Origin of the sequence: Streptomyces sp. NBC_00019 (assembly GCF_045041015.1) — a bacterium.
In the GTDB taxonomy this organism is placed as follows: Bacteria; Actinomycetota; Actinomycetes; order Streptomycetales; family Streptomycetaceae; genus Streptomyces.
Genome location: NZ_CP108302.1, coordinates 9,810,008 through 9,833,869, shown reverse-complemented (window position 1 = coordinate 9,833,869; position 23,862 = coordinate 9,810,008). Strand labels below are relative to the sequence as shown.

The following is a 23,862-nucleotide window of genomic DNA, read 5'->3' as shown; positions in this document are numbered from 1 at the left end:
CCTCGGTGCGGTGCTCAGCCGCCCAGCAACGTGGTGGCCCTGAAGGCGAGTTGGAAGGGCTGTTGGAAGGCGATACGGGCCATGTCGGCCGCGTCCCGGCCCCACACCGCGAGATCGGGCGGCGGTGGGGCGGGGGTGGCGGGGGCCCGGCCCAGAAGGACGGACGCACCGCCCGCCACCTGGACGCCGTCCCAGGTGAGATCCGCCCAGGACTCCATCTGGGCGGGCTGGGCGCCGGTGTCGAAGCCGAACTGGGTGCCGCGCATCGGTTCGCGGAACACGAAGAAGAAGTCCTCGGCGCGGGCGCGCTCCGCGTCGAGGCCGGAGAACAGGTAGAGCACGGTGGACTCGTCCAGCGCGAGCGGGGTGGCCGGCACTCCGTCGAACGCGTCGGGCAGTTTGCCCGCCACGCCGCGTACGGCGAGCAGCGCGGTGCCGGGGAAGCGGTGCAGCAGTTCCCCGCGCACGAGCAGCACCAGGTTGCCCGCGCCGCCGGTGCGCAACTGGCTGCCCAGCGGGGCCTCGCGCGGCCACAGGGCGATCTCCTCGACATCCGCGTCGTCGCTCGGCCAGAACCGGGCGAAGGGGGTGCCGCGCTGGTCGGTGGGGAACTCCCGCCACAGCAGCTCCCGGTTGAACTCGTGGTTCAGCCCGACCAGCAGCGCGGCGATGAACTCGGGGTTGGTCTCCAGCAGGGTCACGGAGTCCGGGGGCAGCGCGCTGATGCCGGGCAGCGCCCACTCCGGCCAGCGGGCCAGGAGCTCCTCGGCGACCGGCACGGTGAACTTCGGATGGGCCATGATCGGCCGCAGCGGGCGGGCGTCGTCCTGGGTGCGTTGCGCCCAGAAGTCGCCAGGGACGCGGTCGGTCATCCGCAGTATCTGCAGCCGCGTGGGGCTGATCCGGTCGCGCAGTTCGCCGGACAGGCCCTCGACGTCCATGCCCATGTCCTGCAGGCCCCGCAGCAGGACCGGATCGGGCCGCTCGTCGGGTACCTCGCCGTCCACCCCGCGCTGGGCACGCCGGGCCAGCGCCCCGCCCGCGCGGATCAGCCGTGCGAAAGAGGTGCTTGCCGCTCCCGTGGGCACCTTGTCGCTCGCGACCAGCATGGCGGACAGGGTCTTCGCCTCCGGTCCGGTGGCGGCCAGGGGCACGCGTCCGCTGACCGGCGCCATGACGGTGACCAGGTCGGCCACTCCCAGCGCGTCGAGGTGCTTGTGCTGGGCCCGCTCGGCCGCGGCGGCGGCCAGCTCACCGGCGGCCAGCAGGCGGTTGGCCTGCCGGATCTCACCGACCTGTTCCCAGGCGCGGGCCATCAGGAACTCCTGTTCCAGCTGTACGTAGCGGGTGCCGAGCGCGGCGGCCACCCGCCGTCGGACCTCCAGGTTGAGCGTGCTCAGCCAGCTCTCCGGCTCGGTGGGCACGGTCTGTTCCCCGGTGTGGTGGCTGCCGTAGAGGGGCGGGCCCACGGCGACGATGTCCTGGTCGTCGACGGCTTCCTCGCGCTGACGGGCCGGTGCGTCCACGCGTTCGCGCACCAGGCCCCGGAAGCGCTCCTGAGCAGCGGGGTCGCTCCAGGTCTCGGGCGCCGCGGTACCGGGCGCCCGCAGCGCACCGTCCATGGGCACGGTGGCAGGACCGGGAGAATCCTCGGCGGGCCAGGGCTTGCCGACATCGATGATCCGGCTGCCGAGTCCGGCCTCCGCGGCGGACCGAAAACGCAGTCGGCGGGCCAGCTCCTCGAAGGTGCCCGCCTGCCCGGTGCGGAAGGTCCACCAGTGATAGACGGGCAGGTCGACGGTGTCCCGGCCGGGAATCGGCCAGGCGTCTGCCGTGGCCGCGCCCGCCGGTGTCACCCTCAGGCCCGCGTCCCGTCCCGCGGCGGTGGCGGGGACCACGGCGGCGATCCAGCCACGGTTCGGGAGCAGCCGACGCGGGCACATCAGCCGCGCGACGACATCGGCCGAGTGGTTGCGCGCCCCCTGCTCGACAAGGCGCTTCGCGCCGGGGACGTCCGTGACGGTGTCCGGGAGGCGTGCCTCCACATGCGCCCACGCCCACCGCTCGGCCAGCGGGGGCAGCGCGGCGACCGGGGCGGTGAGCACCGGCAGCGGGCGGGACTCGCGCGGTGCGGCCGCCTCGTCCTCGGCCAGCACGATCAGCACGACCCAGGGCTGCGGGGCGGGCCCGCTCCCGGTGGGTGCCGTTCCCGGGGACAGCAGCCAGGGCAGGTCGGCGTGGGCCAGTTCGACGGTGGCCAGCACGTTCTCCGCGGCGTCGGGCGTACCGGGCGGCGGTTCCTCCCGCAGGACCATACTGCGGTCGAAGCCAAACACATCTCCGGGGCCGACCAGCGACAGCGTCGGCCCCATCACCGGTGGCGGCTCCTCGCGGCGGCCCTCGATGTCACGGTTGAACCGGACCGACGTGGGCAACGCCTGACCCGTTGCCGAGGCGCCGGCGCCGACCTGTGCCGAGGAGAAGAACCAGCGCGTGCTCACGACCGTAGCTCCCAGGTCTCGACGAGCCGCAACGCGTCCTGCGGTTCGGCAAGTTGTCCGCGTACGGCGTCCCAGGCGTCCGTGGTGGCGTTGACCAGGGTGACGTCGTCGAGCAGCGGGCTGAGCGTCTCGGCGGCGGCCACGCTCAGTGTGGGCGGGCGTACCTTGACGGCCGCCTCGGGGGTGCGCCACCTCTCCAGCCGCTCGGCGGCACTGACCGCGAAGACGGCCTCGCGCCGGAAGAACCCCGACCACATCGTGAACTGCCGCTCAGGCAGCGGCGGTTCGTACTTCGTCTCGTAGGTGTCGTCGACCCGGTGGCCCTCACCGACCCGGACGCCGTCGGTACGCGCCCGCAGCCCGCCCGCGTGGCTGACGAACGCGGGCTCGGTGAGCTGTTGGTCCTCGGTGAGGTCGAAGAACTCGCCGGGGACGAATCGCTCGGGCAGCGAGGCGAGTTGGTCGGCCGCCTGGGGCGTGCCGAGGGTGACCTCTTTGACCGTCCAGGTCTGTGCCGGTACCGGCCGCCGCTCGAACCGGGAGATCTGCACGCCCAGCGGGACCACACGCTGGGTCAGGCGCAGGGTGGCGTCGGGGTGCACCAGGCTCCCCTGGTTCAGCTTCTCGTTGGCGTCGGGGGTGAACAGCAGCGCGGTACGTTCGGCGGCCGGCCGCTCCGCCGACCAGGCGGTCGTCTTCGCCAGTTCGGGGGTGAGCGCGTCGAGCGGACTGCGTCCGGGTTGCTGCCGGATCGCCTGCGCCGATCCCCAGCGGACGTCGAAGTCCAGCTCGACGTCCCAGAACAGCACCGAGATGCTGCCGGTTCCGAAGGCGTGCCAGGGGGCCGGGCCCTCCAGGGTGAAGTCCAGCCCGATGCCCGCCAGTCGGCGCCCGAACGCGCGCACCGCCACGCCGGCCCGTACATGGACCGAGAACGCGAACACCGGGTCGAAGACGAACAGCGCGTCCAGGCCGAGCCAGCCCTGCACACCGCAGCCGGCGATCGACGCGTCCAGCTGGACCTGGCCGCCGAACATCACCGCGTTGGAGGTGATGGCGAAGTAGGCCTCCATCCGCAGTCCGAAGCCGTTGCCCGGGGCCAGGTCAACCTGGAGCCGGCTCAGCGCCGGCACCCCGGCGGGGCGGGCATAGCGGGGGTGGAAGCCGCCGGCGGACAGGACGAACTGCGGCTGCCGGCCGCCGCGTACGAGGAGATACATCTCCCCGCGCACCGCGAGCCCGACGATCCACGAGCCGGACAGCGACACCAGGAGTTCGACGAGGGGGACGGCCGGTTCGACACGGCCGAGCACACTCGCCTGGAGGCGGATGAGCGGCACCACCGGGTCGGGCAGCCCGACCAGCAGCCGTCCCACCAGCACCGCACGGGCCGGGGCGGGCAGCTCCAGGATCAGCGCGCCGGACAGGGACACCATCCGGCCGCCCCACGTGATGCGGACCATCGGCCCGACCAGCACCCGCCCGGCGGCCACCGGGAACGCCGAGCCCAGGGATCCGATGATCTCCGCGGCGCGCTCGACCGCGCGGTCCGGGAACAGCACATGGTCGGCGTTGCCGTCGCCGACCAGCTGCTGAAGTGCGGTGATGTCGACGCGCCGGTTGACGCCGACCAGCCCGCCGACCGCGTCCAGCGCGAAGCCCAGGCCCAGTTGGATGCCGGGGGGCGGGAACTGGGCGGCGAGCAGCACCATGAAGCTGGTCGGGGCGCCGTTTCCGTCCGGCGGCCGGAACAGGGCGACGGCCTGGAGCCGCAGCACGCCCAGGTCGATCGAGATGAGACCCCCGTAGCCCTGGTCGGGCGTGCGCCGCACCAGACCGCCGCCGGAGATCGGCGGCACCTTGAGCTCGGTTCCGATGCCGTCCGGGAACAGCTCGCGCAGCCGGCTCGGGTCCAGGCCCGGCCGGGTGCCCGGGGACAGCGCGATCGGCAGATCGATCCCGGCCCCCTCCAGATGGACGCGGAGCGGCAGACCCGGCAGCCCGGCGCTGGCCGACAGGGACAGGGCCAGGCGTGGCTCGCCGCCCTCGGAGGTCAGCTCCAGGGCGGCGCCCCGGCTGGACACGAGCGGGGAGTTCAGCCGCATGGGCAGGGGGACGCGCAGCGCACCGGTGCCGGCAAAACGCAGACCCTCGACCCGGTCGGCCCGCAGGATGATCGGCGGAGGCGGGCCAGCCATGGGGCTGGCCCCGCCGATGCCGAGCAGCCTGGCGAGGGCGGCCGGCAGGACGGCGGCGTTGAAGCCCTGCAACTCCAGCTCCGCGGCCGCGGGCGTGCCGGCGGTCACGGTCAGGGCGATGCCATCCACGCTGACCCCCGGCCCGTCCGCCATACCGGCGGCGAGCCGGCCGGTGCGCCGCAGCCGGATCGTCGCGGTGCCGCCGGGCGGCGCGGAAGGCGTGGGCGGCTCGGAGGGCAGGCCAGGGCCGAAGGCGGCGTCCCAGCCCTGCGGGGCGGCGATGGTCGCCTCCGCACTCCAGGGCGCCCGGCCGGCCGGGGGCGAGTTCAGGGTCGTTCCCTGGGTGACCACCACTTCGAACACGGGCCCGTCCGCGGTCACTCCGAGCACCGCACGCCCGGCGGCCGGCCCGGCCGGGTCGGTCAGCACCAGCGCCACACCGAGCTGGCCGCCCGGTACCCGCCGCCAGCCGTGCAGGCGTACGGGGGATGCGGAGTCCAGATCACCGAGCATCTCGCGTACGAGATCCACCAGCGAGTTCCCCGCGGGGAGCCGGTCGTGCACGGCGAGCAGCCGGCCCGCGAGGACAGTGCCTGCGGCGGACGGATCCTCACCGAGTTCGGGCAACGAGCGGACCAGCCCCTCCACGGCGTCCCGGGCGAGCGCGCGCAGTTGGCCTGCTACCTGGTCAAGGAGCTCGCGGGAATCCATGGCGGCTCACCTCTAATTCGTCTGGCTCGCTTCGCCGTTGTCGATGACCAGCGCGTCGTTCATGGTGCCCAGGCCCAGCCAGCGGCCGTTCGGGCTGAACCGCATGGTCAGCACCTCGTCGGTGGTGACGGCATACAGCTCCTTGCCGTCGATGTTGAACAGCCGTACGACGTTGTCGATCGAGGCGCTGGCCGCCAGCTTGCCGTTGGGGCTGAACGCCACATGCGTGACGGCTCCGAACCCGGGATCCGGGGCACCGGGGGTCAGCTTGGGCGCCCGGCCCCTCTCGACGCCGGTCTCCGCGTCCAGGACCCGGGCGAACCCGTCGGCACCGCCGACCACGGTCCACTTGCCCTTCGGGTCGTACGCCAGACAACTGGGGGCCGTGACCTGGTCGTCGATGTCCTCCGGGGTCGGCCACACCTGTGTTCCGTCCTGCGCCTGGAACATCCGGGTGGTGTCGTCGGCGGCGCAGCACAGCACCAGCTTGCCGTCCGGGCTGAACGCGACCGCGAACACGGCGTTACCGGGGGTCAGCCGGCTGATCTGGTTGCCGGTGGCCAGGTCCATCACCCGCGCGGACCCGGCGAGATGGTGGTCGCCGCCGTGCCGTTCGTCCACGGCCAGCGCGACCCGGGTGCCGTCCCGGCTCAGGTCGACACCGGCGATCAGGGGCCGTTCGACAGTGATCCGCCGGGTGATCGTTCCGGTGGCCTGATCGAGTACGGCGACCAGGGTGTCGGTGGCCGCGATCAGCTGCCCGTCGGGACCGAACTGCACGGTGTTCACCGAGTTGCCCGGGTCGAGCGGCCCTTCCCAGACGGCCGAGCCGGTCGAGCTGTCCCGCAGGGAGATCTTCTCGAAGTCGGCGACGACGAACTTGCTGCCGTCGGGGCTGAAGGCGATGCCGGTGACGGATCCGTCGACGGCCACGTCCAACGCGGCGCCGATACCGACCGCACGCACCCGCAGCAACGCATCGCTGCCGCCGCCGGCGAAGCGGGTGCTGTCCGGGCTGAAAGCGAGCGCCTGGACCGACCCCTCGTGCTTGACCCGGAGCGCCACGGTACCCGGCTCACTCATTGCGGCACCTCCCTGTGCTTGGCCGATCCGGCGTGCTGGCCAACTGATCGGAATGGAGGCGTGGCGATGGCCGCAGTCCAAGTCGGCGTGGCCCGGCCTGATGCACTGCCGGTATTCACCGCATGCCGGAATGGAGGGGTTCGCGTTGGCGAACACGGCGTGTATGTCGAATTCGCTGCCACAGCACACATAAGGCTGCGTGCGTTTGCTACAACTCACCAGCCTAGCCGGAATATCAACACTCGCCACATCGACCGGCGGCTGCGTGATCATCGGCGTAGAGGAAGAGCGGCGCGGCGTGGAGCACCTCGCGTGGCGCCGCCCCCTGTGCGGTGCCAGCATTGGTGGTGGTGCTCTGTACCGCTCCACGCTCTCGCGAGGAGGAATGATCATGGCCAAGCGTCTGGTCGTGTGCTGCGACGGCACGTGGAACTTCGCCGACCAGCCGAGCAAGACGAACGTCGCCAAGGTCGCCCTGGCCCTGTGCCCGGCATCCGCCGACGGGAAAGAACAACGCGTCTACTACCACAGCGGCGTTGGCACCCAGCGGCGGGAGCGGCTGCGCGGCGGCGCGCTCGGCGTGGGGCTGTCCCGGAACGTCGCCGCCGCCTACCAGTTCCTCGTCGAGACGTACGAACCCGACGACGAGCTGTTCCTCTTCGGCTTCAGCCGGGGCGCGTTCACCGCTCGCAGCCTGGTCGGACTGCTCCGCAACTGCGGTGTGCTGCGGCGGGACCACGCCGACCGGATCCCGGAGGCCTGGGCGCTGTACCGGGACCGGATCGAGCAACCGAACGGCGCGGCGGCCACGTTGTTCCGCCGCTCGTACGCCCGCGAGACGGAGATCCGCTTCATCGGGGTGTGGGACACGGTGGGCGCGCTCGGCATCCCGGTCCCGGACACGGCCTGGCTGCGTCCGGCGGCGGACCGGTTCAACCGCCGTTGGGCGTTCCACAACACCGAGTTGAGCAGCTGGGTCAGGTCCGCCTTCCACGCTCTGTCCGTCGACGAGCAGCGCTCGGCGTTCCGACCGACCCTGTGGCATCAGCAGCCAGGAGCGGACCGGGAGGGCCAGGAGCTCAAGCAGGTCTGGTTCGCCGGGGTGCACGCCGATGTCGGCGGCGGCTACAAGGAGGCGGGTCTTTCCGATGTCGCCCTGTTGTGGATGGTCGATCAGGCCCGCAGATACGGTCTCGACTTCGACACCGACGTACTGGGCGAGGCCGGGCCGAAGGTGATGAAGCCGCAGGAGAGCATCGACTTCCGGGTACGGCCCGACGGTTCGAGCATGCTGCACACCTCCCGTACGGGCATGTACCGACTGTCCAAGCCGCTGCATCGCCCCCTGGGTTCGGCGGTGGACGACAAGGGCGAGCCCGACGGGAACGAGTTCCTCGCGGTTCCCGCCAAGGAGCGCTACGACCGGGACGCGGGTTATCGGCCGCAGGAACTGGAGCGCTACCTCGACGCTCAGGAGCGGGTGCGGCTGGAGCCGGTGCTGCTGCCGGGCCTCGCCGCGGGCCTGCCGCCGATCCCGCCTGGGGCGCCGGCCGATACGTCCAAGGGATTCCACCGGGCCCCGTGACATCACGATCTGGGCCGTCCGAGCGTGAAGGAGCCCCGCGATGCTCACCTCCGCACTCTTCGCCGGCGATCCGCTGCTGGAAGCCATCGCACAGGACCAGGACCGTATCTCGCGGTCCCAGCACCGCACCGATCCGGCTGTGCGAAAGGTACAGATCGCCCTGCTGGACCGGGATCCCGACTGTCTGCCCCAGTTCGGGGCCGACGGCGACTACGGCAACGAGACGGCCGGTGCGGTGGCCCGGTTCAAGGCGGAGGTGCTCGGGGTTCCCCCGGCCGAGATCATCGACGACGTAGGGCCTTTGACGGTCCTGAAGCTGGACGAGATCCGCGCGGCCCTCGAACGTCCGCCCGCCCCGAGCCTCGCTCCCGATGAGTGGCTGCTGACCGACGCCGAGATGGGCGGCTTCCGCTCCCCCGCCTTCACCCTGGACAACCTGATCCTGTTCTTCGTCGACGGCGAGGCCTACTACAACACGCTGGCCGCCCGCCTCGACGGTCTGACCGCCGGAGACCGGGTGCTGTTCGCGGGCTGGCGGTTCTCGCCCGAGCAGAAGCTGCTTCCCGCGGTCGCGGGCGCACCGGGGATCCTCGACCGGCTCCTCAAGCTCCGCGCCGACGGCGTCGTGGTCCGTGCGCTGCTGTACGGCTCGCAGTTCTCCACGCTGCCGGTGCGCAGACCGAGGATTCCGACCTTGCCGTCCAAGGACAACTTCGACTTCCGCACCGGTCTGGTCGATGCCGGGGCGCAGGCCGTCCTCGACGCCCGTGTGGGCGACTTCGGCTCCCATCACCAGAAGTGCGCCGTGGTGCAGGGTGCCGCCGAGGGGCCCTGCGCGTTCGTCGGCGGCATCGACGTCTGCCTCGACCGCTGGGACAACGCCGCGCACGTCGATCCGCCCGTACGGCAGCGGGAGCCGGACTTCCTCGGACAGAAGATCTCCCTGCCCGGCTGGCACGACGTGCAGTGCGCGGTGTTCGGGCCCGCCGTCGGCCAGATCTGGCAGAGCCTGGTCCAGCGCTGGAACGACCCCACACGCCCTAGCCGTATCGACGCGACGCCCGCGCCGATCCCTGGGTCGGAGGCCCCCGGGCCGCCGACCGCCTCGGGCACCCAGGCCGTGCAGGTGCTGCGCACCCTCACCTGCAAGGGCGTCTACTCCTTCCTGCCGGGCGGCGAGTTCACCGTCGTGGCCGGCTACCGCAAGGCCATCCGCCGGGCGCGGCACTTCATCTACATCGAGGACCAGTATCTGTGGCCCTCGCTCGTCGTCGACGACCTGCGCGACGCCGCCGCCCGGGGCGTCCAGGTCATCCTGGTCACCGCACGCGACTTCGACGCGCCGGGCCTCAAGGACGTCCACAAGGCGCTGCGGGCCGAGGCCCTGCAGCGCATCTCCTCCGCCGCACCCGCGAACGTCCACTGCTTCCATCTGGAGCAGGCGGCGACCAGCCTTCAGGTCTACGTCCACGCCAAGCTGTTGATCGCCGACGACCAGTACGTCGCCGCGGGCAGCGCCAACCTGAACTTCCGCTCCCACACCACGGATTCGGAGCTCCAGCTCGGCATCTTCGACACGGAGCTGATCGACGGCGCGATGGGGGGCGCACCGCACCAGGCCGGCAAGTCCGTCCGTGAACTGCGCACGCAGATCTGGGGAGAGCACCTCAACGAGGACCCGTCCCTGCACGAGGACCCGCTGGCGGGTCTGGGGCGCATGCCGACGGCCGGAGGCAAGATCGGCCATCTGGTCAACTTCCCCGTTCCCCCGCAGGTTCCCGCCGTGGACTGGCGAGAGACGGTACGCGAACTGCTGCGTTCCCTCCAGGAGATGGAGAACTGGCAGCTCCTGGCGCCCATCGTGCTCGGCCCGCTGTCCCTGCCGCTCGCGCTGGTGCCGGGCATGGACCTCGGCGCCCTCGCGGACCTGATCCCCGACCCCGAGTCCTTCCTGCGCAACCTGCTCAACCCGCACACCGTCTGCTGAGACGCTGTCTGCTGAGACACTCAGGCGCCGAACACGGTGAATCCGAGGCCGGTGAGCTGTGCGGCGAGCGCGGACACCGTGTCCGGATCGTTGAACGCCCCGTTCTCGGCCAAGCCGTTGGCCGACTGGAACTCCTTGACCTTGCCCTGGGTGAGGGGGCCGTCCACACCGTCCTGGGACAGCGGCTTGAAGCCCAGGGCGAGCAGCGCTCCTTGTACGCCGAACACGTCCGACACATCCAGTGCGACCTGTTCGAGGGGCAGGGCCTGGTCCTCCACGGCGCGGGCCAGCAGAAAGTGCGCCCGGTCGAGCTTGTTGCGGATTCTGATCGTGCCCACGTCCGGGGTGAAGTGGGATTCGTCGGCCGCGCCCACCCAGTTCCGGGCTCCCACATGCCCCTGGAACTTGGGAAATCGGAACTTCGGGCCCATCGCCCAGCTCATGCTCAATGCGCCGAGTTGGGCGCTGGCCGGCCAGGAGGCGAAGTCATGGAAGCCGTCGCGGGAAACGAGTACCGACTCCATCTCGTCGAGTTTTTCGAAGACATGGCGGTCGATTTCGGCGTCGTCGACGTGCAGGCGGGTGAATTGCTGGAATTTCCCGTGCAGCCCCTGCGGCGCCAGCTCCAGATGCGATTTCACCGCGTCCCAGTCCAGCGCGACCTCGTCGGGCGAGGCCTCCGTGTCCACGTCGTTGACGAGCCAGCGCAGTCTGTTGGCTGCGGCCAGCGAGGCGGCCCGTTCCGCCGCGGTCGGTGCGGAGTTGTCCCGGGCCGTTTCGTCGATCTTGTTGCCTATGCCGGTGCTCACATACCCCTTGACGTCCAGGTACATGAAGTGGACTCGCCCTTCGAGGGGGTCGTTGAAGGTGATCCAGTAGTCGCGGACGCTCTGGTGCATGATGCCGCCTTCCTGGCTCTGTCTGGTGGACGCTCGGGAAGCATCCTGGCGAACCGAGGCGAGGGCTCCACGCCGAGCTCCTCGTCCAGCAACCGGCAGAACGCGTCGTAGTGACGCACCGCCTCGACGACGTTCCCCTCCGCAAGATGCGCCGACACCACAGCCCGGTGCGCGCTCTCCCGCAGCGGCTCCGCGCGCACGCTCGCCCAGGCCGCCTCCATCGCCAGCGCCGGTCTGCCCTGCCGTATCAGGGCCTCGGCCAGCGCGTCGAGGGCGTGCAGCCGCAGTTGCCGCAGCCGCTCCCGCTCCAGCAGCACCCAGTCCTCGTCCCAGCCCGGCAGCAGGTCCTCGCCGGTCAGGAGGCCCAGCGCAGGCCCGACCCGGGGGCCATCGCCCTGCACGACGCACAGGGCCGTCCGCGTGAAGGCGTGGACATCGACCCGGAGAGCGGGGGTGACCTGCAGGGCGTCCCCCCTGCAGCCGATCAGGGGCGGCTCGCCCGGCGGCAGCTTCCACAGGGTGGTGCGCAGGCTGCCCCGGGCGTGCCCCTCGGTGACCTCGGGCCACAGGGTGCCGGCCAGGACCGTACGGGACACGCGCCCACGCAGTCCCAGGTACGCGAGGAGGCGCTGGCCGTTGCGGCCCAGCTCGACGGTCCCGGTGTCCAGTTCCAGCCGGAACTGGCCGAGCAGTCTCAGCCGGGCAGGAGCAGAAGCCACGTTCATCGCCTTCTCTGGCGGGCGTGTTGTTTCCATTTTCGGCCCCGCTGTCACACCGTGCAATTCAGCACCGGTGACGCCACGATGACGCCCAGGTGACACCCGTTTCCGTACCTTCGGACAAGCGTGGCCCCTCGCGAAACTCGAAGGATTGACTCATGGTCGCTCTGTCGAACGTCCAGTTCGGGAAGCGGAACGAGGACGTACGCACCGTGCAGAAAGCCCTGATCAAACGCGGACACAAACTCCCCGACGGCCCCACCGGCTTCTTCGGCGAACAGACCAAGGCCGCCTACCGCGCCGAACAACGCAAACAGGGCTTCAAAGGAACCGACGCCGACGGCATACCGGGCCCCACCTCCCTGACCACCCTCGGCCGCCTCACCGGATTCTCCGTCAACGGCGCGAGCGCACCGACTGCTCCCAAGGGACGACTCGCCCTCGCCCAGGTCACCTTCCGTGACCCCGGCAACGAGTCCGGAGCGCCGGCGATGCAGCGCTATGCGCGCAAGGCATGCGAACTGACCGGCATGGACCCCAAGTTCGGCGTCCCCGCCCTGACCACCATCGCCAAGCGCGAATCCGCCTCCAACCACCCGAAGTTCCGGGTGAACAAGACGGACTCCAACGCGCACGGCCCCCGCGCCGCCGACGGCCTCCCGCTGAACTGCTCCCGGGGTGCCACACAGTGCGTTCCGACCACGTTCGCCCACCATCACCAGGCGGGCACCGCGACCACGCCCTACGACGTGGTCGCCTGCATGTGCGCGACGGTCAACTACGTACGCGACCGCTACGACGTGAACCAGTCCGGCTCGAACTTCGCCGCCCGCGTCCAGCAGGCCGATCCGAACCGGGCTCCCCACTGGTACTAGGAGCCTCCGATGGTCGCACTGTCCAATGTCCGGTTCGGCAAGCGGAACGAAGACGTACGCACCGTACAGAGAGCCCTGATCAAACGCGGACACAAACTCCCCGACGGCCCCACCGGCTTCTTCGGCGAACAGACCAAGGCCGCCTACCGCGCCGAACAACGCAAACAGGGCTTCAAAGGAACCGACGCCGACGGCATACCGGGCCCCACCTCCCTGACCACCCTCGGCCGCCTCACGGGATTCTCCGTCAACGCGAAAGGGGCACGCCCCGCGACACCGCGCCCCGCCACGGGACGAGTCGCCTCCCCCGTGCCCGGCCACAAGGTCAGCTTCCAGTTCTTCGAGCGCGGCAACTACGCCTGGAAGCCCGACGGCGTCGGTCGGCACACCGGCCAGGACTTCGCCGCTGACTCCGGCGACCCCGTGGTCGCCGTACGCAGCGGCACCATCGCCTGGTCGAACAAGAACGGCGGAGCGTACGGCGACTGGATCGGCCTGGCGGCGGACAACGGCCACATCTATACGTACTGCCATCTCTCCCAGCGCCAGGTACGCACAAACCAACACGTCAAGGCAGGCCAACAACTGGGCAAGGTCGGCAGCACAGGCAACTCCACCGGCCCGCACCTGCACTTCGAGATGTCAAAGGGCCGCACCTGGGCCTACGGCAATGTCGCCAAGCCCAGTTGGTGAATACGGGAGTACGGCTCTGACCGGGATCGGGATGGGGACTGGCACTTCCTTGGCGCCGGCCCCGACGCCAGCCCCGACGCCCGACCGCCCGATGCCCGACAGGCGATCAGCGGTGGGCGTCAGGCGGTGGGCGTCAGGCGTCCTCGAACAGCAGGTCCTCGGGCGGATGCGTCATCCGCAGGGTCTGGCCGTTCGTGACCTCCACGACCCGGTGCAGGCCCACGCAGCGCTCGCCGGTGGAGAGGATGGAATAGCGGTCCCTGGCGCCGGCGAGATAGGCCGGGACGCACGTCAGGGGCATGGAGAGCTGGAGGTAGTCGACCATGCGGCGGAACAGCTTCGGCAAGAGCACGACGTCGTCCGTCAGGGAGGCCAGGCCGGTGATCTTCGCCCCGGTCGTGGTGACATCGCTCGGCCACAGACCCCGCTCCGCCTCTCGGGCCTGCTTCGCCGCTGTGGCCATCTCCACCCGCAGGCCGGTGAACAGACTGCGGTAGAACGTCGGGTACACCAACCCGCTCGTGAGCAGATGGTGGTTGACCGTCGTCCTCAGCACAGTGACGTCGACGTCGATCTCCAGACCGCTCGCCCCTGGCGCAGTTCCGCGCCCTGCCAGGGCGATGCAACGACCGTGGACATCGGAACCGCGGGTGAGCACGAACCCGGGAACCGTCTCCGGCGTGGTGGCGGTGACACTCTCGTCCGGCAGGCGCTGAACGTCGGTGAAGCCAAGCCAGTTGAGCAGCTCGTCGCGTGCGGCGTGAGCGAACCGCAACGGTTGGTGGACGCGGTTGGCGCCGTAGTGCGTCTCGAGCGCGTCGATCGCGTCCAGCCGCAGCTTCGCGCGGCCCGTTGCGCTGTGCTCGACGGCGCGGCCCAGCCCGCCGCCGACCAGGCTCCACTGCGAGGGGTCATCGGCCGTGAAAGCGACCGTGTCCCCGTCCGGCTGCGAGCCCTTGACGTCGTAGAAGCCCTTGATGAGCAGCATCGGCATGACGACTCCTCCGCGGGTTCGCCGGCGAATGGACGCAGATCGCCGTCACCGAAGCCCCTCCCGTACGGCTCGTCAGGACCACCCGCACAGCTCGTCGTCCCCCTACTTCAGATGGTGCGCCTCGAACAGCGGTTCCGCATGTCGTGCGGGTAAGGGAGCAGGGGGCCTCCGACCCAACGCCCTTTGCCCCGAGTGGCCTTGTGTCTCGCCCCGAGGTCGAACCTTGCAGATGGTGAGTGACTCCGGGGGCCTACCAGCCCACATCCTTGGCCACCTCTTCCTGCGCCTGGGCGATCTCTTCCTCGGTGGACTCGATGACGTCCACTTCTTCCAAACGCGTCAGCAGGTCCGCGAGAGCCTGCTTCTGAGCCGGATCCGGCTGCTCACGGGCACGGCCGCGAACAGGTCACGATGATCAGGGCCTGGCAGCGGGCGCTGCGCCTGCTGAACATGACGCCGGAGGCCGAACGCGTCAAGGACGTCTGGGACATGGCGGTCTTCGGCTACACCGGCCACATCTCGTTCGCGCCCGTGCTGCAGGAGCCGCTGCGGGAGGCGATGAAGGTCTGGGTGTACGACGACCTGCCCCGGCGCCGGAACAAGAACGCCGTCCAGCACGCCCGGACGATCATCGCGGCCGTGGGCATGCTCGCGGAGAGCCTGCGGGTGCAGCGTCCGGACCGCGGCGCGGTGCCCGCGGCATGGGGCCGCAGTGACATCGTCGCCTTCACCAACCGCATGGGCTACTTCACCGCGAACGGGCAGATCAGTCCGGCCCGGCGGCTGGCCTTCACCCGGTTCGTCCGCCGGGTCCTGCTCCGCTTCCGCGCCCTCGGCCTCACCGCGCCCGGGCAGCTGCTGGAGGGGATGCCGGCCGACTTCGCGATCTCGCCCGAAGACATGCCCGACGAGCCGGAGGACACCGAGGCCGGGCGTGACCTGCCGGAGGAAGTGATGCGCGAGCTGTGTGCCCGGCTCGACGAGCTGGAGGCCATGAGCAGCATCGAGGTCCGCGTCGCGACCGAGCTGCTCATCGACACCGGACGGCGCCCCGACGAGATCAACACCCTTGCCCTCAACTGCCTGGAGCAGGACTCGGACGGCTCTGACGTCCTGGTCTACGACAACCACAAGGCCTACCGGCTCGGCCGGCGCCTGCCGATCGGAGCAGAGACCGCCGCGACCATCCGCCGCCAGCAGCAGCGCGTCCGCGAACGCTTCCCCACCGCCGACCAGACCCGGCTGCGACTCCTTCCGCGGCCCAAGACCAACCCGGAAGGCACCAAGCCCCTCGTGGACATCTCCACCCAGCACCGGGCCTGGGTCGACTCCCTCCCCGATCTCCTCGTGCCCGTCGTCGTCGCCGACGCAGACACCCGCGTCACGGGAACAGAGCGGGCCCCGCAGGACCTTGACCCCCGCGTCCGGCGGCGTGGCTCCGGAAGCAGGCGGTGATCGGCAGTACGCACTAGCCGGGCAGGATGCTAACCGGCTCAAGCGCACCGGCCGAAGACACCAGCCGCCGAATTCCCTTGAACGGGCGAGGTCTCCGGCCGCCGGGCGTGCTGGGCAGTCGGGCCCTAGAAACTGGGTGATCTCTACCCGCTGCTGGAGTCCGAGGCATCACCCTGCAGAGAACGGCCGCTGCGGTAGTCATATATGGCGAGCGACAGTTCCTTCACGGCAGCGCAGGCACGTTCGGCGTCCGCTCCGTCGTCAAGAGCCTCCAACGCGGCCGCCGCCGACACGCGAACGGAACGGGGCAGGCCGTCGTAGGCGGAGAGCCGGTACGCGACGGTGCGACGGGCCTCTTGTTCTTCATCGCTCACCCCATCAGAGGTGAGTGGGAAGACCGAGGCCTCGTACGTCGCGATGCTCAACAGGACCACGTCGGCGATCCCTTCGGCATAGCCGTCGCCCCTGGCGGACTGGACGGAAGTCACCCGTCGGCCGGGGGCGGACAAGCATTCCGAATCCCGCGCCCAGGCTGGCGGCACCTGCGCCCGCTGCGACTCCCGCCCAGCCGTCCAGGAGGAAGCCGAAGCAGGCTCCGCTATCCACCACGCACACCAGCACCGTGACGGTCATCGCGTACACGCGGGTACGGAGCGGGGTCGTCATGGCCAGCAGTATGCCCACGCCCTCGAGTGCTGCGGCCGGGGCCCTCATGTCGTTGGCGAGCGGAGTTGTACGTCGCTCGCCGGGCGATGCGCAGCCACTCGGGTGGCGGACATGGCGGGTGGAAGGGATGGGAGGTGACATGGACGCTGCCGGAGCCGATGCTGACCACCCCTGTGTCCGTGCCCGATCTGCGACCTGGCTGTGCTGCGGAGCCGAAGTGGGACGGATTTCGGGCTCTCGTCTCCGTCGATGCGGGCCAGGTGGTGCTGCGTTCCAGGCGTGGGGCCGTCGTTTCCGGAGGTCGTTGCCGGGGCCGTGCAGCTGCCGGACGCGACCGCGGCGCGCCGGGTCGCTGGTCAACTGCACGATGACTCTCCTCGGTGCGGGAGGCGTCCCGACTTTGTCGTGCCTCCTGGGGGGCCGGTGTCCGTGTGAACGGTCAGTCGGCGAGGAAGGCCGTCACCTGGGCGGCGAAGTCCTTGGCGTGTTGGAAGAGGAAGGCGTGGCCGGCGTCGCTGTAGGCGACGAGGGTGGCGTCGGTGACGTGCTGGACGGCGGTGTACGAGGCCAGGGCGGGGATCATCGCGTCCTGCATGCCGGTCGCGTAGAGGACCGGTTGCCGAATGCTCGCCAGGTCCGCGCGCACCTGCTCGAAGGGGATCGACGCGTCCTTCTGGATCGCGGCGATCTGGCCCATGGCCGCGGCCTCGGACACGTCGGGGCGTCCGGTGGCCAGCCGGGTGGCCACCCTGGCGAGGTGTTCGTACCCGGCGGCGCGGCCGGTGTCCGTCTCGGGGAAGAACAGGAACACCAGGTCGTCCCCGGTGTTCTCGGGCTTGGTCATGGTGGCCCGCACCTTCGGGTCCGGGTCGGGGGCGCCGGGCACGGTGCCGCCGGGGTTGGCGGCCGCCACGACCAGCTTGCGCACCAGGTCGGGCCGAAGGCGGGCGATGTGCTGGGCGGTGGTGCCGCCCAGGGTCCAGCCGAGCAGGTCCACCTGCGGCAGGCCGAGGGCCTCGATGAACTCGACGGTGCCGTCGGCCATCCCCTCGACCGAGTCGCGCGGGGTGCCGGTGGTGTAGCCGGTGCCGACGTTGTCGAACACGATCACGTCATGGCCGGCGGCGAGGTGGTCCAGGAACTCCGGGTCCCACCAGTCGAGGGTCCCGCGGACCCGGTTGAGCAGGACCAGCGGGATACCGCCCCGCGGGCCGATGCGCCGGTAGGTGAACGTCGCGGAGGGTCCTTCCACGGTGAGGTCCTCGGCCGCGTCTGCAATGTATGTGCTCATGGCGGGGTTCGCCTTCCTGTCGATGTGTCGTGGAGGTCTTCTGGGAGTCGTCAGGCGGGCAGGTGGTTGAGCTTGCGCAGCTGCTGGTCGAACATGCGGGAGGGGACCATGCGGCGCATGGTGCGGACGCGTCCGGTCATGGCGCCGGCGGTGTAGCGCAGCTTGGGCTTGGCGTCGGTGGCCGCCGCGACGATCTCCTTGGCGACGACGGCGGGGTCGTCGCCGCCCTTGACCGCGCCGGCCATGTACTCCTCGAAGGCGAGCCGCCGCTTGGCGTAGACGTCCAGGGGCTGGTCGGGCCGCACGGTGGCCGCCTCGATCGCGGTGTTGGTCCAGGCGGGTTCGACGAGCAAGGACCGTACGCCGTACTCGCGTACCTCGTGGTCGACGGACTCCGAGTAGCCTTCGACGGCGTGCTTGGAGGCGGCGTAGGCCGCCATGTAGGGCTGCGGGATGAACCCGACGATGGACGAGATGTTGATGATCCGTCCGCTGCGCTGGGCGCGCATGTGCGGCAGGACGGCGTTCGTCATGCGGATGACGCCGAAGACGTTGATGTCGAAGAGGCCCTGCGCCTGCGCGGCGGAGCTTTCCTCGGCGGCGCCCGCCGAGCCGATGCCCGCGTTGTTGACCAGGACGTCGATCCGTCCGAACCGGTCGATCACCGCTGCGACCGCGGCGGTCACCGAATCGTCGCTGGTCACATCGAGGTCGAGGAAGGTCACGCCCTTCACAGGGGTGACGTGCACGGTGTTGCGGCTGGTGCCGACCACGTCGTAGCCCGCCGCGGCCAGCGCGAGGGCGGCGGCCTTTCCGATGCCGGAGGACGCGCCCGTGATGAGGGCTACCGGTCGTGTCGTCGTTGCCATTTCGGACTCCTGACTCAGGGGATCGCGTGTGTCTTGCCGTGGAAGGGACCGCTTCCGGCATCCCTCAATCGGTTTCACCAATGTATCAGATTTATCTGTAGCGGCAACAACAGAGCATCAATTAATCGGTTATCCGTAGCGTCAACGTATCCTCTACGGAGGGTCAACGGATGGGCTGACGCTGCCGCTGCCGGGCAGGGGTCGTTCCGAGGTGCCGCCGGCTCCATGAAGCAGACCCGCGGACGGCGGGCTGAGCTGCAACGACGTGTTGGGCCGGGCGGACACGCAGGCCGTCGCCGTGACGGCCAGGACGACGCACCGACCCTTTCGCGGCCAGCACACGCCGCCGGCCACGGCGGCGCCTCAGTCGCCCATTGGGCCCATGGCTTCGATGGCGGCGCAGATGTGAGCGAATGGTCTGGGGTGCGCAGTCGTGACGCGGAGGGCTGCGAGGACGCCGGGGGGACTCTCTGCGTGGCTCTGCCCCGCCGGACGGGGCTCCGGCGGGGCAGGTGTGTTGATCGGCCGTCACCGTGTGCGGTGTCGGTGACCGTCTCGCGGTGATGGATTGATGGCTTGTCAGTGGTCGAGGAAGGTGTTCACCTCGGCGCCGAACTTGGCGGCGTACTGGAAGAGGAACCCGTGGCCGGCGTTCGGGTAGATGCTGAGCTGGGCGTTGGGGAGGTACTTGGCCAACAGGCGGGAGTTTTTGGGGGGCATCAGGATGTCGCTGTCCCCGTCTGCGACCAGCGTGGGCTGGAAGAGGGCGTTGAGCCGCACCAGCTTGGACTTGTCCGGGATGCCCCACTCCGACATCGCGGTGAGCTGCGCGTCGCGGGTCTGGAGGCTCGCGGGCGCGTCGTGGTCAGTGGTGCGCTGGCCGAGGCGCCGCAGGAACTCAGTTCCGGCGGCCTGGCTGGATGCGGTGTTCTTGAAGAACAGGAAGAGGAGGTCGGCAGGGCCGGGGTTGTCCGCCAACACGCTCCCCAGCACCTTGGGGTCGGACGCCCTCTGGTCGACCCCGCCCTGCGGGCCGGTGCCGGCCAGGACGACGCGACGGACCTGCCAGGGGCGCCGCAGGGCGACCTCCTGAGCCACCTGGCCGCCGAGGGAGAAGCCGAACACGTCGTAGCGGGGCAGCTTGAGGGCGTCGATGAAGTCGATGGCGTCCAGGCTCATCTGCTGGATGGTGCTGGGTGTGGTGCCGGTTGAGCCGCCGACGCCGACGTTGTCCACGAGGATGACCTCGCGCTTGGCGGCGATGGTGTCGATGAGCTTGGGGTCCCAGTTGTCGAGGGTGCCGCGGTAGTGCTGGAGGAAGATCAGGGGCACGCTGCCGGCGCTGGGGTTGCCGAAGCGGCGGTACTGGTAGGTGACGCCGTTGGCGGCCTTGACGCGCAGGTTGGGGGCGGTGGCGGCGCTCTGGGGGCTCTGCGTCTGTACGACCGCGTGACGGGTGACGCTGGAGCTGTCGCTCACTGCGCTCGCCACACTCGGCGCGGCGCCGGCGACGGCGGCAACGACCGACATGGTGGCCAGCGCCACTGCGGTGCGTCGGGAGACACGGGTGCGTAGCTTCATTGTGGGCATGCCAATTCCTTGAGTCGGGCTCGGATGTCTCCTCCGGCAGGGGAGACGGGATACCGGTCGTGAGCGACGGTCGTGCAGACGCCCGCTCCGTCGGTGCGGCGCGATCCCTTAACGGTGACACTAAGGTATCATCTATCGCCAGTATTGCAACATCAGAGAATCAATTAATGAGATACCCGTAGCGTTCCCGTATCCTCTACAAGGGACCGGGTAGCGAACCAGACAGGAGACAGACATGGGCCGAGCACTGCGGGCAGATGCCGAGCGCAGTGTGCGCGCGATTCTGGAGGCGGCCGAGCAGGTCTTCGCCCAGGACGCCGGCGCCTCCATGGAACAGGTCGCCGAGGCGGCGGGACTGACCAGGATCACCGTTCACCGCCGCTTCGCGAACCGACAGGCCCTCCTGGAGGCGCTCGCCGTCTCCGCCAAGCAGCAGCTCATCGACGCCATCGAGGAAGCCCGGCCAGACGCCGCTCCCGCACTCGTGGCGCTGCACCGAGTGACGTCGAACGTCCTACGGGTCAAGAACACCTGGCGCTTCACCCTCAGCCACGCCACCGCTCACACCCCCGCCGCAGCCGCCCTCTGGGGCGAGATCAACACCCACACCGTCAATCTCATGAACCGGGCGCAGCGCGAGGGGCTACTCGCCCCGGACGCAGACCTGGAGTGGACGCGGCAGGTGTACTACGCCCTCCTCAGCGAAGCCATCAACAAGCCCGGCGCGGAGCAGGACCCGGACGCACTGGCCACGCTCGTCATCGACACCCTCCTGCACGGCGCGGGGCCACGCGGCTAAGTCGCAACGTCGCGACGGGACGCGAAATCCCCCATCGCTGCCGACGCCGCCCGCAGCGCGTCAGCAGCGCTCATGCCAGCCCCCGTCCCCGAGCCGCGAGCCTAAAGCCTTCTTCTTCCCGGTCCACATCGTGACCTCCAGCCAGCCTCGCCCGCTCTGCATGCCCCTGGAGGCGCGATCCGCAGTAAGCCGCTCTACAGCTGGGGCCATCGCTCGATTCAGCGATGGCGCCACACCTGTTGCACCGGATACCGTCATCTACACCGGCGCTGAGCTGCACTGAGTCGATGAACTCCTTCTCGCACCGCACCTCTTACCCCAGAGAAACCGCTGTGCCAGTGGTGCATGGCCTCGGCGAAGGAGCAGTGGGACTCGCGCGTGCGCTACACCAGCACGCGCGGCTGATCACCCCTGCCGAGCCGAGCCGGGCGGCGATCGGAGCGAGCAGCGCCAGGTGTCCCCGGCGGCTGTCGTGCGCGGGCACGAGGAACGTCCCGTTGGACCCCCTGAAGTGGCCCGGCGGTCTCCTCGGACACAGGATGAGAACCGGCAAAAGCCGTGAAATTCATATATGCCGCTGGAAGGGGCTTGACCGCATGAGTGCCGACGTGTCACAGGCAAAGGACCCCTCACCGCGGCGCCGAACCGCGGCCTCGGTCGTCGGGCTCGTGCTGGCAGCCGTGAGTGCGGCGGCGCTCGTCTCGTGCAGTACCGACAGCGACGGTGACGACACCTCCTCGTTCAGCCCGACTCCTACGGCGGCCGACACAGCGTCGTTCTCCGGCACATCGCCGTCCGCCCTCGCCTCGATCGGGGAGTCCGTGAAGGCGTCCGCCAAGGAGGCGGCCTCGGCCGCGGCCTCCTCCGCCTCCGCACGGGCCTCCGCGTTCGAGGCCTCGGTGTCCGCCGAGGCCGCACGCGCCAACGAGGCGGCGCAGAAGGAGCTCGCGGACGTCGAGGGCCGGGGCAACGCGACGGCCGACGTCTCGATGACCGGCCTGCCGCGCGCGGAGACGGGCGGTCTGCTCGCCCTCGTCGTGAACATCACCAACCGGACGGACGAGACCGCGTCCTACGCCGTCCAGGTCGACTTCCGGGACCCGGACGGCAAGGTCGTCGAGACGCGCTTCGTCGGTGCGCAGGACCTCGAGCCCGGCGATCGGGCGCAGCCGCTGGCCATCAGCCGCAAGCCGGCCGAGCCGAAGCTGACGGCCGAGATCGCCAAGGCTCAGCGCTACTGAGCCGGGCTCCTGGACGGTCAGGTGGTTCACCAGGCGGACTTCGTCCGACGCCCAGCCTCGCACCGTCCTCTCACGATGAGTTTGTGTAGCGAGCGGTGATCGCGGCGGCGCGGTTACGCAGAGAGGTGCGCAACGACTGCGGGCCCAGGGCTTCCGCGTCCGTGCTGAGCTGCCACAGCGCCCATTCGGCGTGTTCTGCATCCTGGAAGGTCACCTCCAGCCGCAGCCAGCCGTCTGCGTCGGGCTCTTCGGCCCGGACGGCCAGCGCGGTGTCCAGCAGGTCCTCCCGCCGCGCCGGGTCCACCCGTAGCCGCACGGTGATGTGGTCGCCGCCGGAGAGGAACTGCGCGGAGCGCTCCCGCCAGATCCGGTCCAGATCGACCCGGTTTGGCCGCTGTGCTGTTTCGGGCAGCTCCTCGGCCTCCAGCACCCGCGACAGCCGATAGGTACGGTCCTCGCCGGATCTCGTGGCCAACAAGTAGCCCCGCTCGCGTACGGTGACCAGACCGATCGGGTCCACCGTGCGCCACTGTGCGGTCTGGCCTGAGGCCGCGTAGTGGATACGCAACTTGTGCCCGGCCAGCACCGCGCGCCGGACCTCGATCATCGTGGCGCCGGGTACCTCATCAGTGGCCAGCCGACGCGAGAGCAGGTCGGTCTCCGGTTCGACAAGAAATCGCTGCGCCGCGTCGCTCGCGGTGGTCCGGTGACCTTCGGGCAGCGCGTCGACCACCTTCCGCATGGCCGAAGCGAGCGCCGAGCCGAGGCCGAACACCTGCTCGCCACGGCCTGATCCGGCGGTCAGCAAGGCAAGCGCCTCATCGTGGTTCAGTCCGGTGAGTTCGGTCCGGAAACCGGGCAGCAGCGCGAAACCGCCGTGTCGGCCACGTTCGGCATAGACCGGGACGCCGGCCGCGGACAGCGCCTCGATGTCGCGCAGCACCGTGCGGGTGGATACCTCCAGCTCGCGAGCCAGGGTGTCCGTTGTCATCCGACCCCGCTGGCGCAGTAGGAGAACCAGTGAGACCAACCGGTCGGCACGCATGCGAGAACGCTAGCCGAATACATGACTGAGGGTGTCGTGATTTGTTGCGAGGCTCGTTGACGCGACGTCAGGGCCGGCGGCTACCGAGCCGGCAGGCGGACGTGACGGACGCACTCCCGATGAATCGAATGGAGCTGAAGTGGCAGTGGAGCGAACGGCGGTCAACCCGGTGACGTGGTCGGTGGAGATGGGGTTCAACCAGGGCGAGGTCGTCTCCGGGCACACACGGACCTTGTACATCTCGGGGCAGACCGCGATGAGCGGCGACGGCAAGCCCCAGCATGACGGTGACATGGCGGCGCAGTTGGCGCTGAGCATCGACAACTTGGAGGCCGTGCTCGGCGAGGCCGGCATGTCCCTCGCGAACCTCGTCCGGCTCAACGTCTACACGACCGACGTCGATCTGCTCTTCCCGCACTACGGCGTACTGGCGGCCAGGTTGGGTTCCGCCGGGGTGGCGCCGACCACCACGATGCTCGGGGTGGCGCGACTGGCGATCCCTGGCCAGCTGGTCGAGCTCGAGGGGACCGCTGTCGCATGATGTGAACTCGCCGTTCCTGCCTAGCCGGGTCCGGAGCAGTACCCGGGGGCGGCCGAGGGTCACGGCGGTCCGGCCGTTCCTCGCTTGACCGTTGGATAGGGTCTGGCGGCGGGGGGTGCG

General features: G+C 70.1%; 19 protein-coding genes. 8 read left to right on the top strand and 11 right to left on the bottom strand.

Annotation, left to right across the window (positions count from 1 at the left end; all coding sequences use genetic code 11):
- Positions 1 to 14 precede the first annotated feature (14 nt).
- Genes OHU89_RS45630 through OHU89_RS45620 form a run of 3 tightly spaced genes read right to left on the bottom strand, consistent with a single transcriptional unit; the run spans position 15 to position 6,493 of the window.
- Positions 15 to 2,501: a hypothetical protein gene (locus OHU89_RS45630; protein ID WP_405651783.1), complete on the bottom strand. Its 2,487-nt coding sequence runs from the start codon at positions 2,499 to 2,501 to the stop codon at positions 15 to 17.
- Positions 2,498 to 5,410, bottom strand: coding sequence for a DUF6603 domain-containing protein (locus OHU89_RS45625; protein WP_405651781.1), 2,913 nt, complete (start codon positions 5,408 to 5,410; stop codon positions 2,498 to 2,500). Before OHU89_RS45625 ends, OHU89_RS45630 begins: the two co-directional genes overlap by 4 nt.
- A 12-nt stretch (positions 5,411 to 5,422) precedes the next feature.
- A complete protein-coding gene (locus tag OHU89_RS45620; RefSeq protein ID WP_405651779.1) occupies positions 5,423 to 6,493 on the bottom strand; it encodes a WD40 repeat domain-containing protein in 1,071 nt (356 codons plus the stop codon).
- A gap of 391 nt (positions 6,494 to 6,884) precedes the next feature.
- Here OHU89_RS45620 and OHU89_RS45615 point away from each other — a divergent pair, with 391 nt between their 5' ends.
- Entirely contained in the window at positions 6,885 to 8,078 is a 1,194-nt protein-coding gene (locus tag OHU89_RS45615) for a DUF2235 domain-containing protein (RefSeq protein ID WP_405651777.1), read from the top strand.
- A 40-nt stretch (positions 8,079 to 8,118) separates the two neighbouring features.
- Entirely contained in the window at positions 8,119 to 10,065 is a 1,947-nt protein-coding gene (locus OHU89_RS45610) for a phospholipase D family protein (protein ID WP_405651775.1), read from the top strand.
- Positions 10,066 to 10,085: 20 nt separating this feature from the next.
- Here the strand turns inward: OHU89_RS45610 and OHU89_RS45605 are convergent, their stop codons facing one another.
- Together OHU89_RS45605 and OHU89_RS45600 are read right to left on the bottom strand one after the other, a co-directional pair.
- Positions 10,086 to 10,964, bottom strand: coding sequence for a peptidoglycan-binding protein (locus OHU89_RS45605; protein ID WP_405651773.1), 879 nt, complete (start codon positions 10,962 to 10,964; stop codon positions 10,086 to 10,088).
- Positions 10,871 to 11,689, bottom strand: a complete 819-nt coding sequence (locus OHU89_RS45600) for a BTAD domain-containing putative transcriptional regulator (protein ID WP_405651771.1) — start codon at positions 11,687 to 11,689, stop codon at positions 10,871 to 10,873. Before OHU89_RS45600 ends, OHU89_RS45605 begins: the two co-directional genes overlap by 94 nt.
- Positions 11,690 to 11,841: 152 nt before the next feature.
- On the opposite strand from OHU89_RS45600, the gene OHU89_RS45595 reads away from it, so the two are divergent.
- Together OHU89_RS45595 and OHU89_RS45590 are read left to right on the top strand one after the other, a co-directional pair.
- Entirely contained in the window at positions 11,842 to 12,558 is a 717-nt protein-coding gene (locus tag OHU89_RS45595) for a peptidoglycan-binding protein (RefSeq protein WP_405651769.1), read from the top strand.
- 9 nt (positions 12,559 to 12,567) lie between these two features.
- Positions 12,568 to 13,251, top strand: a complete 684-nt coding sequence (locus OHU89_RS45590; protein WP_405651767.1) for a peptidoglycan DD-metalloendopeptidase family protein — start codon at positions 12,568 to 12,570, stop codon at positions 13,249 to 13,251.
- Positions 13,252 to 13,384: 133 nt separating this feature from the next.
- Here OHU89_RS45590 and OHU89_RS45585 read toward each other — a convergent pair whose 3' ends face one another.
- Positions 13,385 to 14,245 carry a nuclease gene (locus OHU89_RS45585; RefSeq protein ID WP_405651765.1) on the bottom strand — a complete coding sequence of 287 codons (861 nt, stop codon included), beginning with the start codon at positions 14,243 to 14,245 and terminating at the stop codon, positions 13,385 to 13,387.
- A gap of 411 nt (positions 14,246 to 14,656) precedes the next feature.
- On the opposite strand from OHU89_RS45585, the gene OHU89_RS45580 reads away from it, so the two are divergent.
- Positions 14,657 to 15,700 (top strand): hypothetical protein, encoded by a 1,044-nt coding sequence (locus tag OHU89_RS45580; protein WP_405651763.1) that lies wholly within the window; start codon positions 14,657 to 14,659, stop codon positions 15,698 to 15,700.
- 143 nt (positions 15,701 to 15,843) lie between these two features.
- Here OHU89_RS45580 and OHU89_RS45575 read toward each other — a convergent pair whose 3' ends face one another.
- The 4 genes from OHU89_RS45575 to OHU89_RS45560 form a co-directional block, all read right to left on the bottom strand.
- Entirely contained in the window at positions 15,844 to 16,188 is a 345-nt protein-coding gene (locus tag OHU89_RS45575; protein WP_405651761.1) for a hypothetical protein, read from the bottom strand.
- A 617-nt stretch (positions 16,189 to 16,805) separates the two neighbouring features.
- Positions 16,806 to 17,657: an alpha/beta fold hydrolase gene (locus tag OHU89_RS45570; RefSeq protein ID WP_405651758.1), complete on the bottom strand. Its 852-nt coding sequence runs from the start codon at positions 17,655 to 17,657 to the stop codon at positions 16,806 to 16,808.
- A 50-nt stretch (positions 17,658 to 17,707) separates the two neighbouring features.
- Positions 17,708 to 18,526 carry an oxidoreductase gene (locus tag OHU89_RS45565; RefSeq protein ID WP_405643957.1) on the bottom strand — a complete coding sequence of 273 codons (819 nt, stop codon included), beginning with the start codon at positions 18,524 to 18,526 and terminating at the stop codon, positions 17,708 to 17,710.
- Between the two features lie 579 nt (positions 18,527 to 19,105).
- Positions 19,106 to 20,116: an alpha/beta fold hydrolase gene (locus tag OHU89_RS45560; protein WP_405651755.1), complete on the bottom strand. Its 1,011-nt coding sequence runs from the start codon at positions 20,114 to 20,116 to the stop codon at positions 19,106 to 19,108.
- Positions 20,117 to 20,351: 235 nt separating this feature from the next.
- Here OHU89_RS45560 and OHU89_RS45555 point away from each other — a divergent pair, with 235 nt between their 5' ends.
- Both OHU89_RS45555 and OHU89_RS45550 read left to right on the top strand, forming a co-directional pair.
- The gene (locus OHU89_RS45555; RefSeq protein WP_405651753.1) at positions 20,352 to 20,915 is read left to right on the top strand and encodes a TetR/AcrR family transcriptional regulator; all 564 of its coding nucleotides are present in this window, start codon (positions 20,352 to 20,354) and stop codon (positions 20,913 to 20,915) included.
- Positions 20,916 to 21,511: 596 nt separating this feature from the next.
- Positions 21,512 to 22,156 (top strand): hypothetical protein, encoded by a 645-nt coding sequence (locus tag OHU89_RS45550; RefSeq protein ID WP_405651751.1) that lies wholly within the window; start codon positions 21,512 to 21,514, stop codon positions 22,154 to 22,156.
- Between the two features lie 70 nt (positions 22,157 to 22,226).
- On the opposite strand, the gene OHU89_RS45545 is transcribed toward OHU89_RS45550, so the two are convergent.
- Entirely contained in the window at positions 22,227 to 23,201 is a 975-nt protein-coding gene (locus tag OHU89_RS45545; RefSeq protein ID WP_405651748.1) for a helix-turn-helix transcriptional regulator, read from the bottom strand.
- 145 nt (positions 23,202 to 23,346) lie between these two features.
- Between OHU89_RS45545 and OHU89_RS45540 the strand changes: the two genes are divergently transcribed.
- A complete protein-coding gene (locus OHU89_RS45540; protein ID WP_405654932.1) occupies positions 23,347 to 23,742 on the top strand; it encodes a RidA family protein in 396 nt (131 codons plus the stop codon).
- Positions 23,743 to 23,862: the final 120 nt, after the last annotated feature.

Bases quoted from the DNA above. Each gene is read 5' to 3' on its own strand.
- OHU89_RS45555 (WP_405651753.1), top strand. From the start codon at position 20,352: ATGGGCCGAGCACTGCGGGCAGATGCCGAGCGCAGTGTGCGCGCGATT.
- OHU89_RS45570 (WP_405651758.1), bottom strand. From the start codon at position 17,657: ATGAGCACATACATTGCAGACGCGGCCGAGGACCTCACCGTGGAAGGA.
- OHU89_RS45560 (WP_405651755.1), bottom strand. From the start codon at position 20,116: ATGCCCACAATGAAGCTACGCACCCGTGTCTCCCGACGCACCGCAGTG.
- OHU89_RS45600 (WP_405651771.1), bottom strand. From the start codon at position 11,689: ATGAACGTGGCTTCTGCTCCTGCCCGGCTGAGACTGCTCGGCCAGTTC.
- OHU89_RS45580 (WP_405651763.1), top strand. From the start codon at position 14,657: ATGATCAGGGCCTGGCAGCGGGCGCTGCGCCTGCTGAACATGACGCCG.
- OHU89_RS45615 (WP_405651777.1), top strand. From the start codon at position 6,885: ATGGCCAAGCGTCTGGTCGTGTGCTGCGACGGCACGTGGAACTTCGCC.
- OHU89_RS45585 (WP_405651765.1), bottom strand. From the start codon at position 14,245: ATGCCGATGCTGCTCATCAAGGGCTTCTACGACGTCAAGGGCTCGCAG.
- OHU89_RS45625 (WP_405651781.1), bottom strand. From the start codon at position 5,410: ATGGATTCCCGCGAGCTCCTTGACCAGGTAGCAGGCCAACTGCGCGCG.
- OHU89_RS45565 (WP_405643957.1), bottom strand. From the start codon at position 18,526: ATGGCAACGACGACACGACCGGTAGCCCTCATCACGGGCGCGTCCTCC.
- OHU89_RS45610 (WP_405651775.1), top strand. From the start codon at position 8,119: ATGCTCACCTCCGCACTCTTCGCCGGCGATCCGCTGCTGGAAGCCATC.
- OHU89_RS45595 (WP_405651769.1), top strand. From the start codon at position 11,842: ATGGTCGCTCTGTCGAACGTCCAGTTCGGGAAGCGGAACGAGGACGTA.
- OHU89_RS45590 (WP_405651767.1), top strand. From the start codon at position 12,568: ATGGTCGCACTGTCCAATGTCCGGTTCGGCAAGCGGAACGAAGACGTA.
- OHU89_RS45545 (WP_405651748.1), bottom strand. From the start codon at position 23,201: ATGCGTGCCGACCGGTTGGTCTCACTGGTTCTCCTACTGCGCCAGCGG.
- OHU89_RS45605 (WP_405651773.1), bottom strand. From the start codon at position 10,964: ATGCACCAGAGCGTCCGCGACTACTGGATCACCTTCAACGACCCCCTC.
- OHU89_RS45550 (WP_405651751.1), top strand. From the start codon at position 21,512: ATGAGTGCCGACGTGTCACAGGCAAAGGACCCCTCACCGCGGCGCCGA.
- OHU89_RS45620 (WP_405651779.1), bottom strand. From the start codon at position 6,493: ATGAGTGAGCCGGGTACCGTGGCGCTCCGGGTCAAGCACGAGGGGTCG.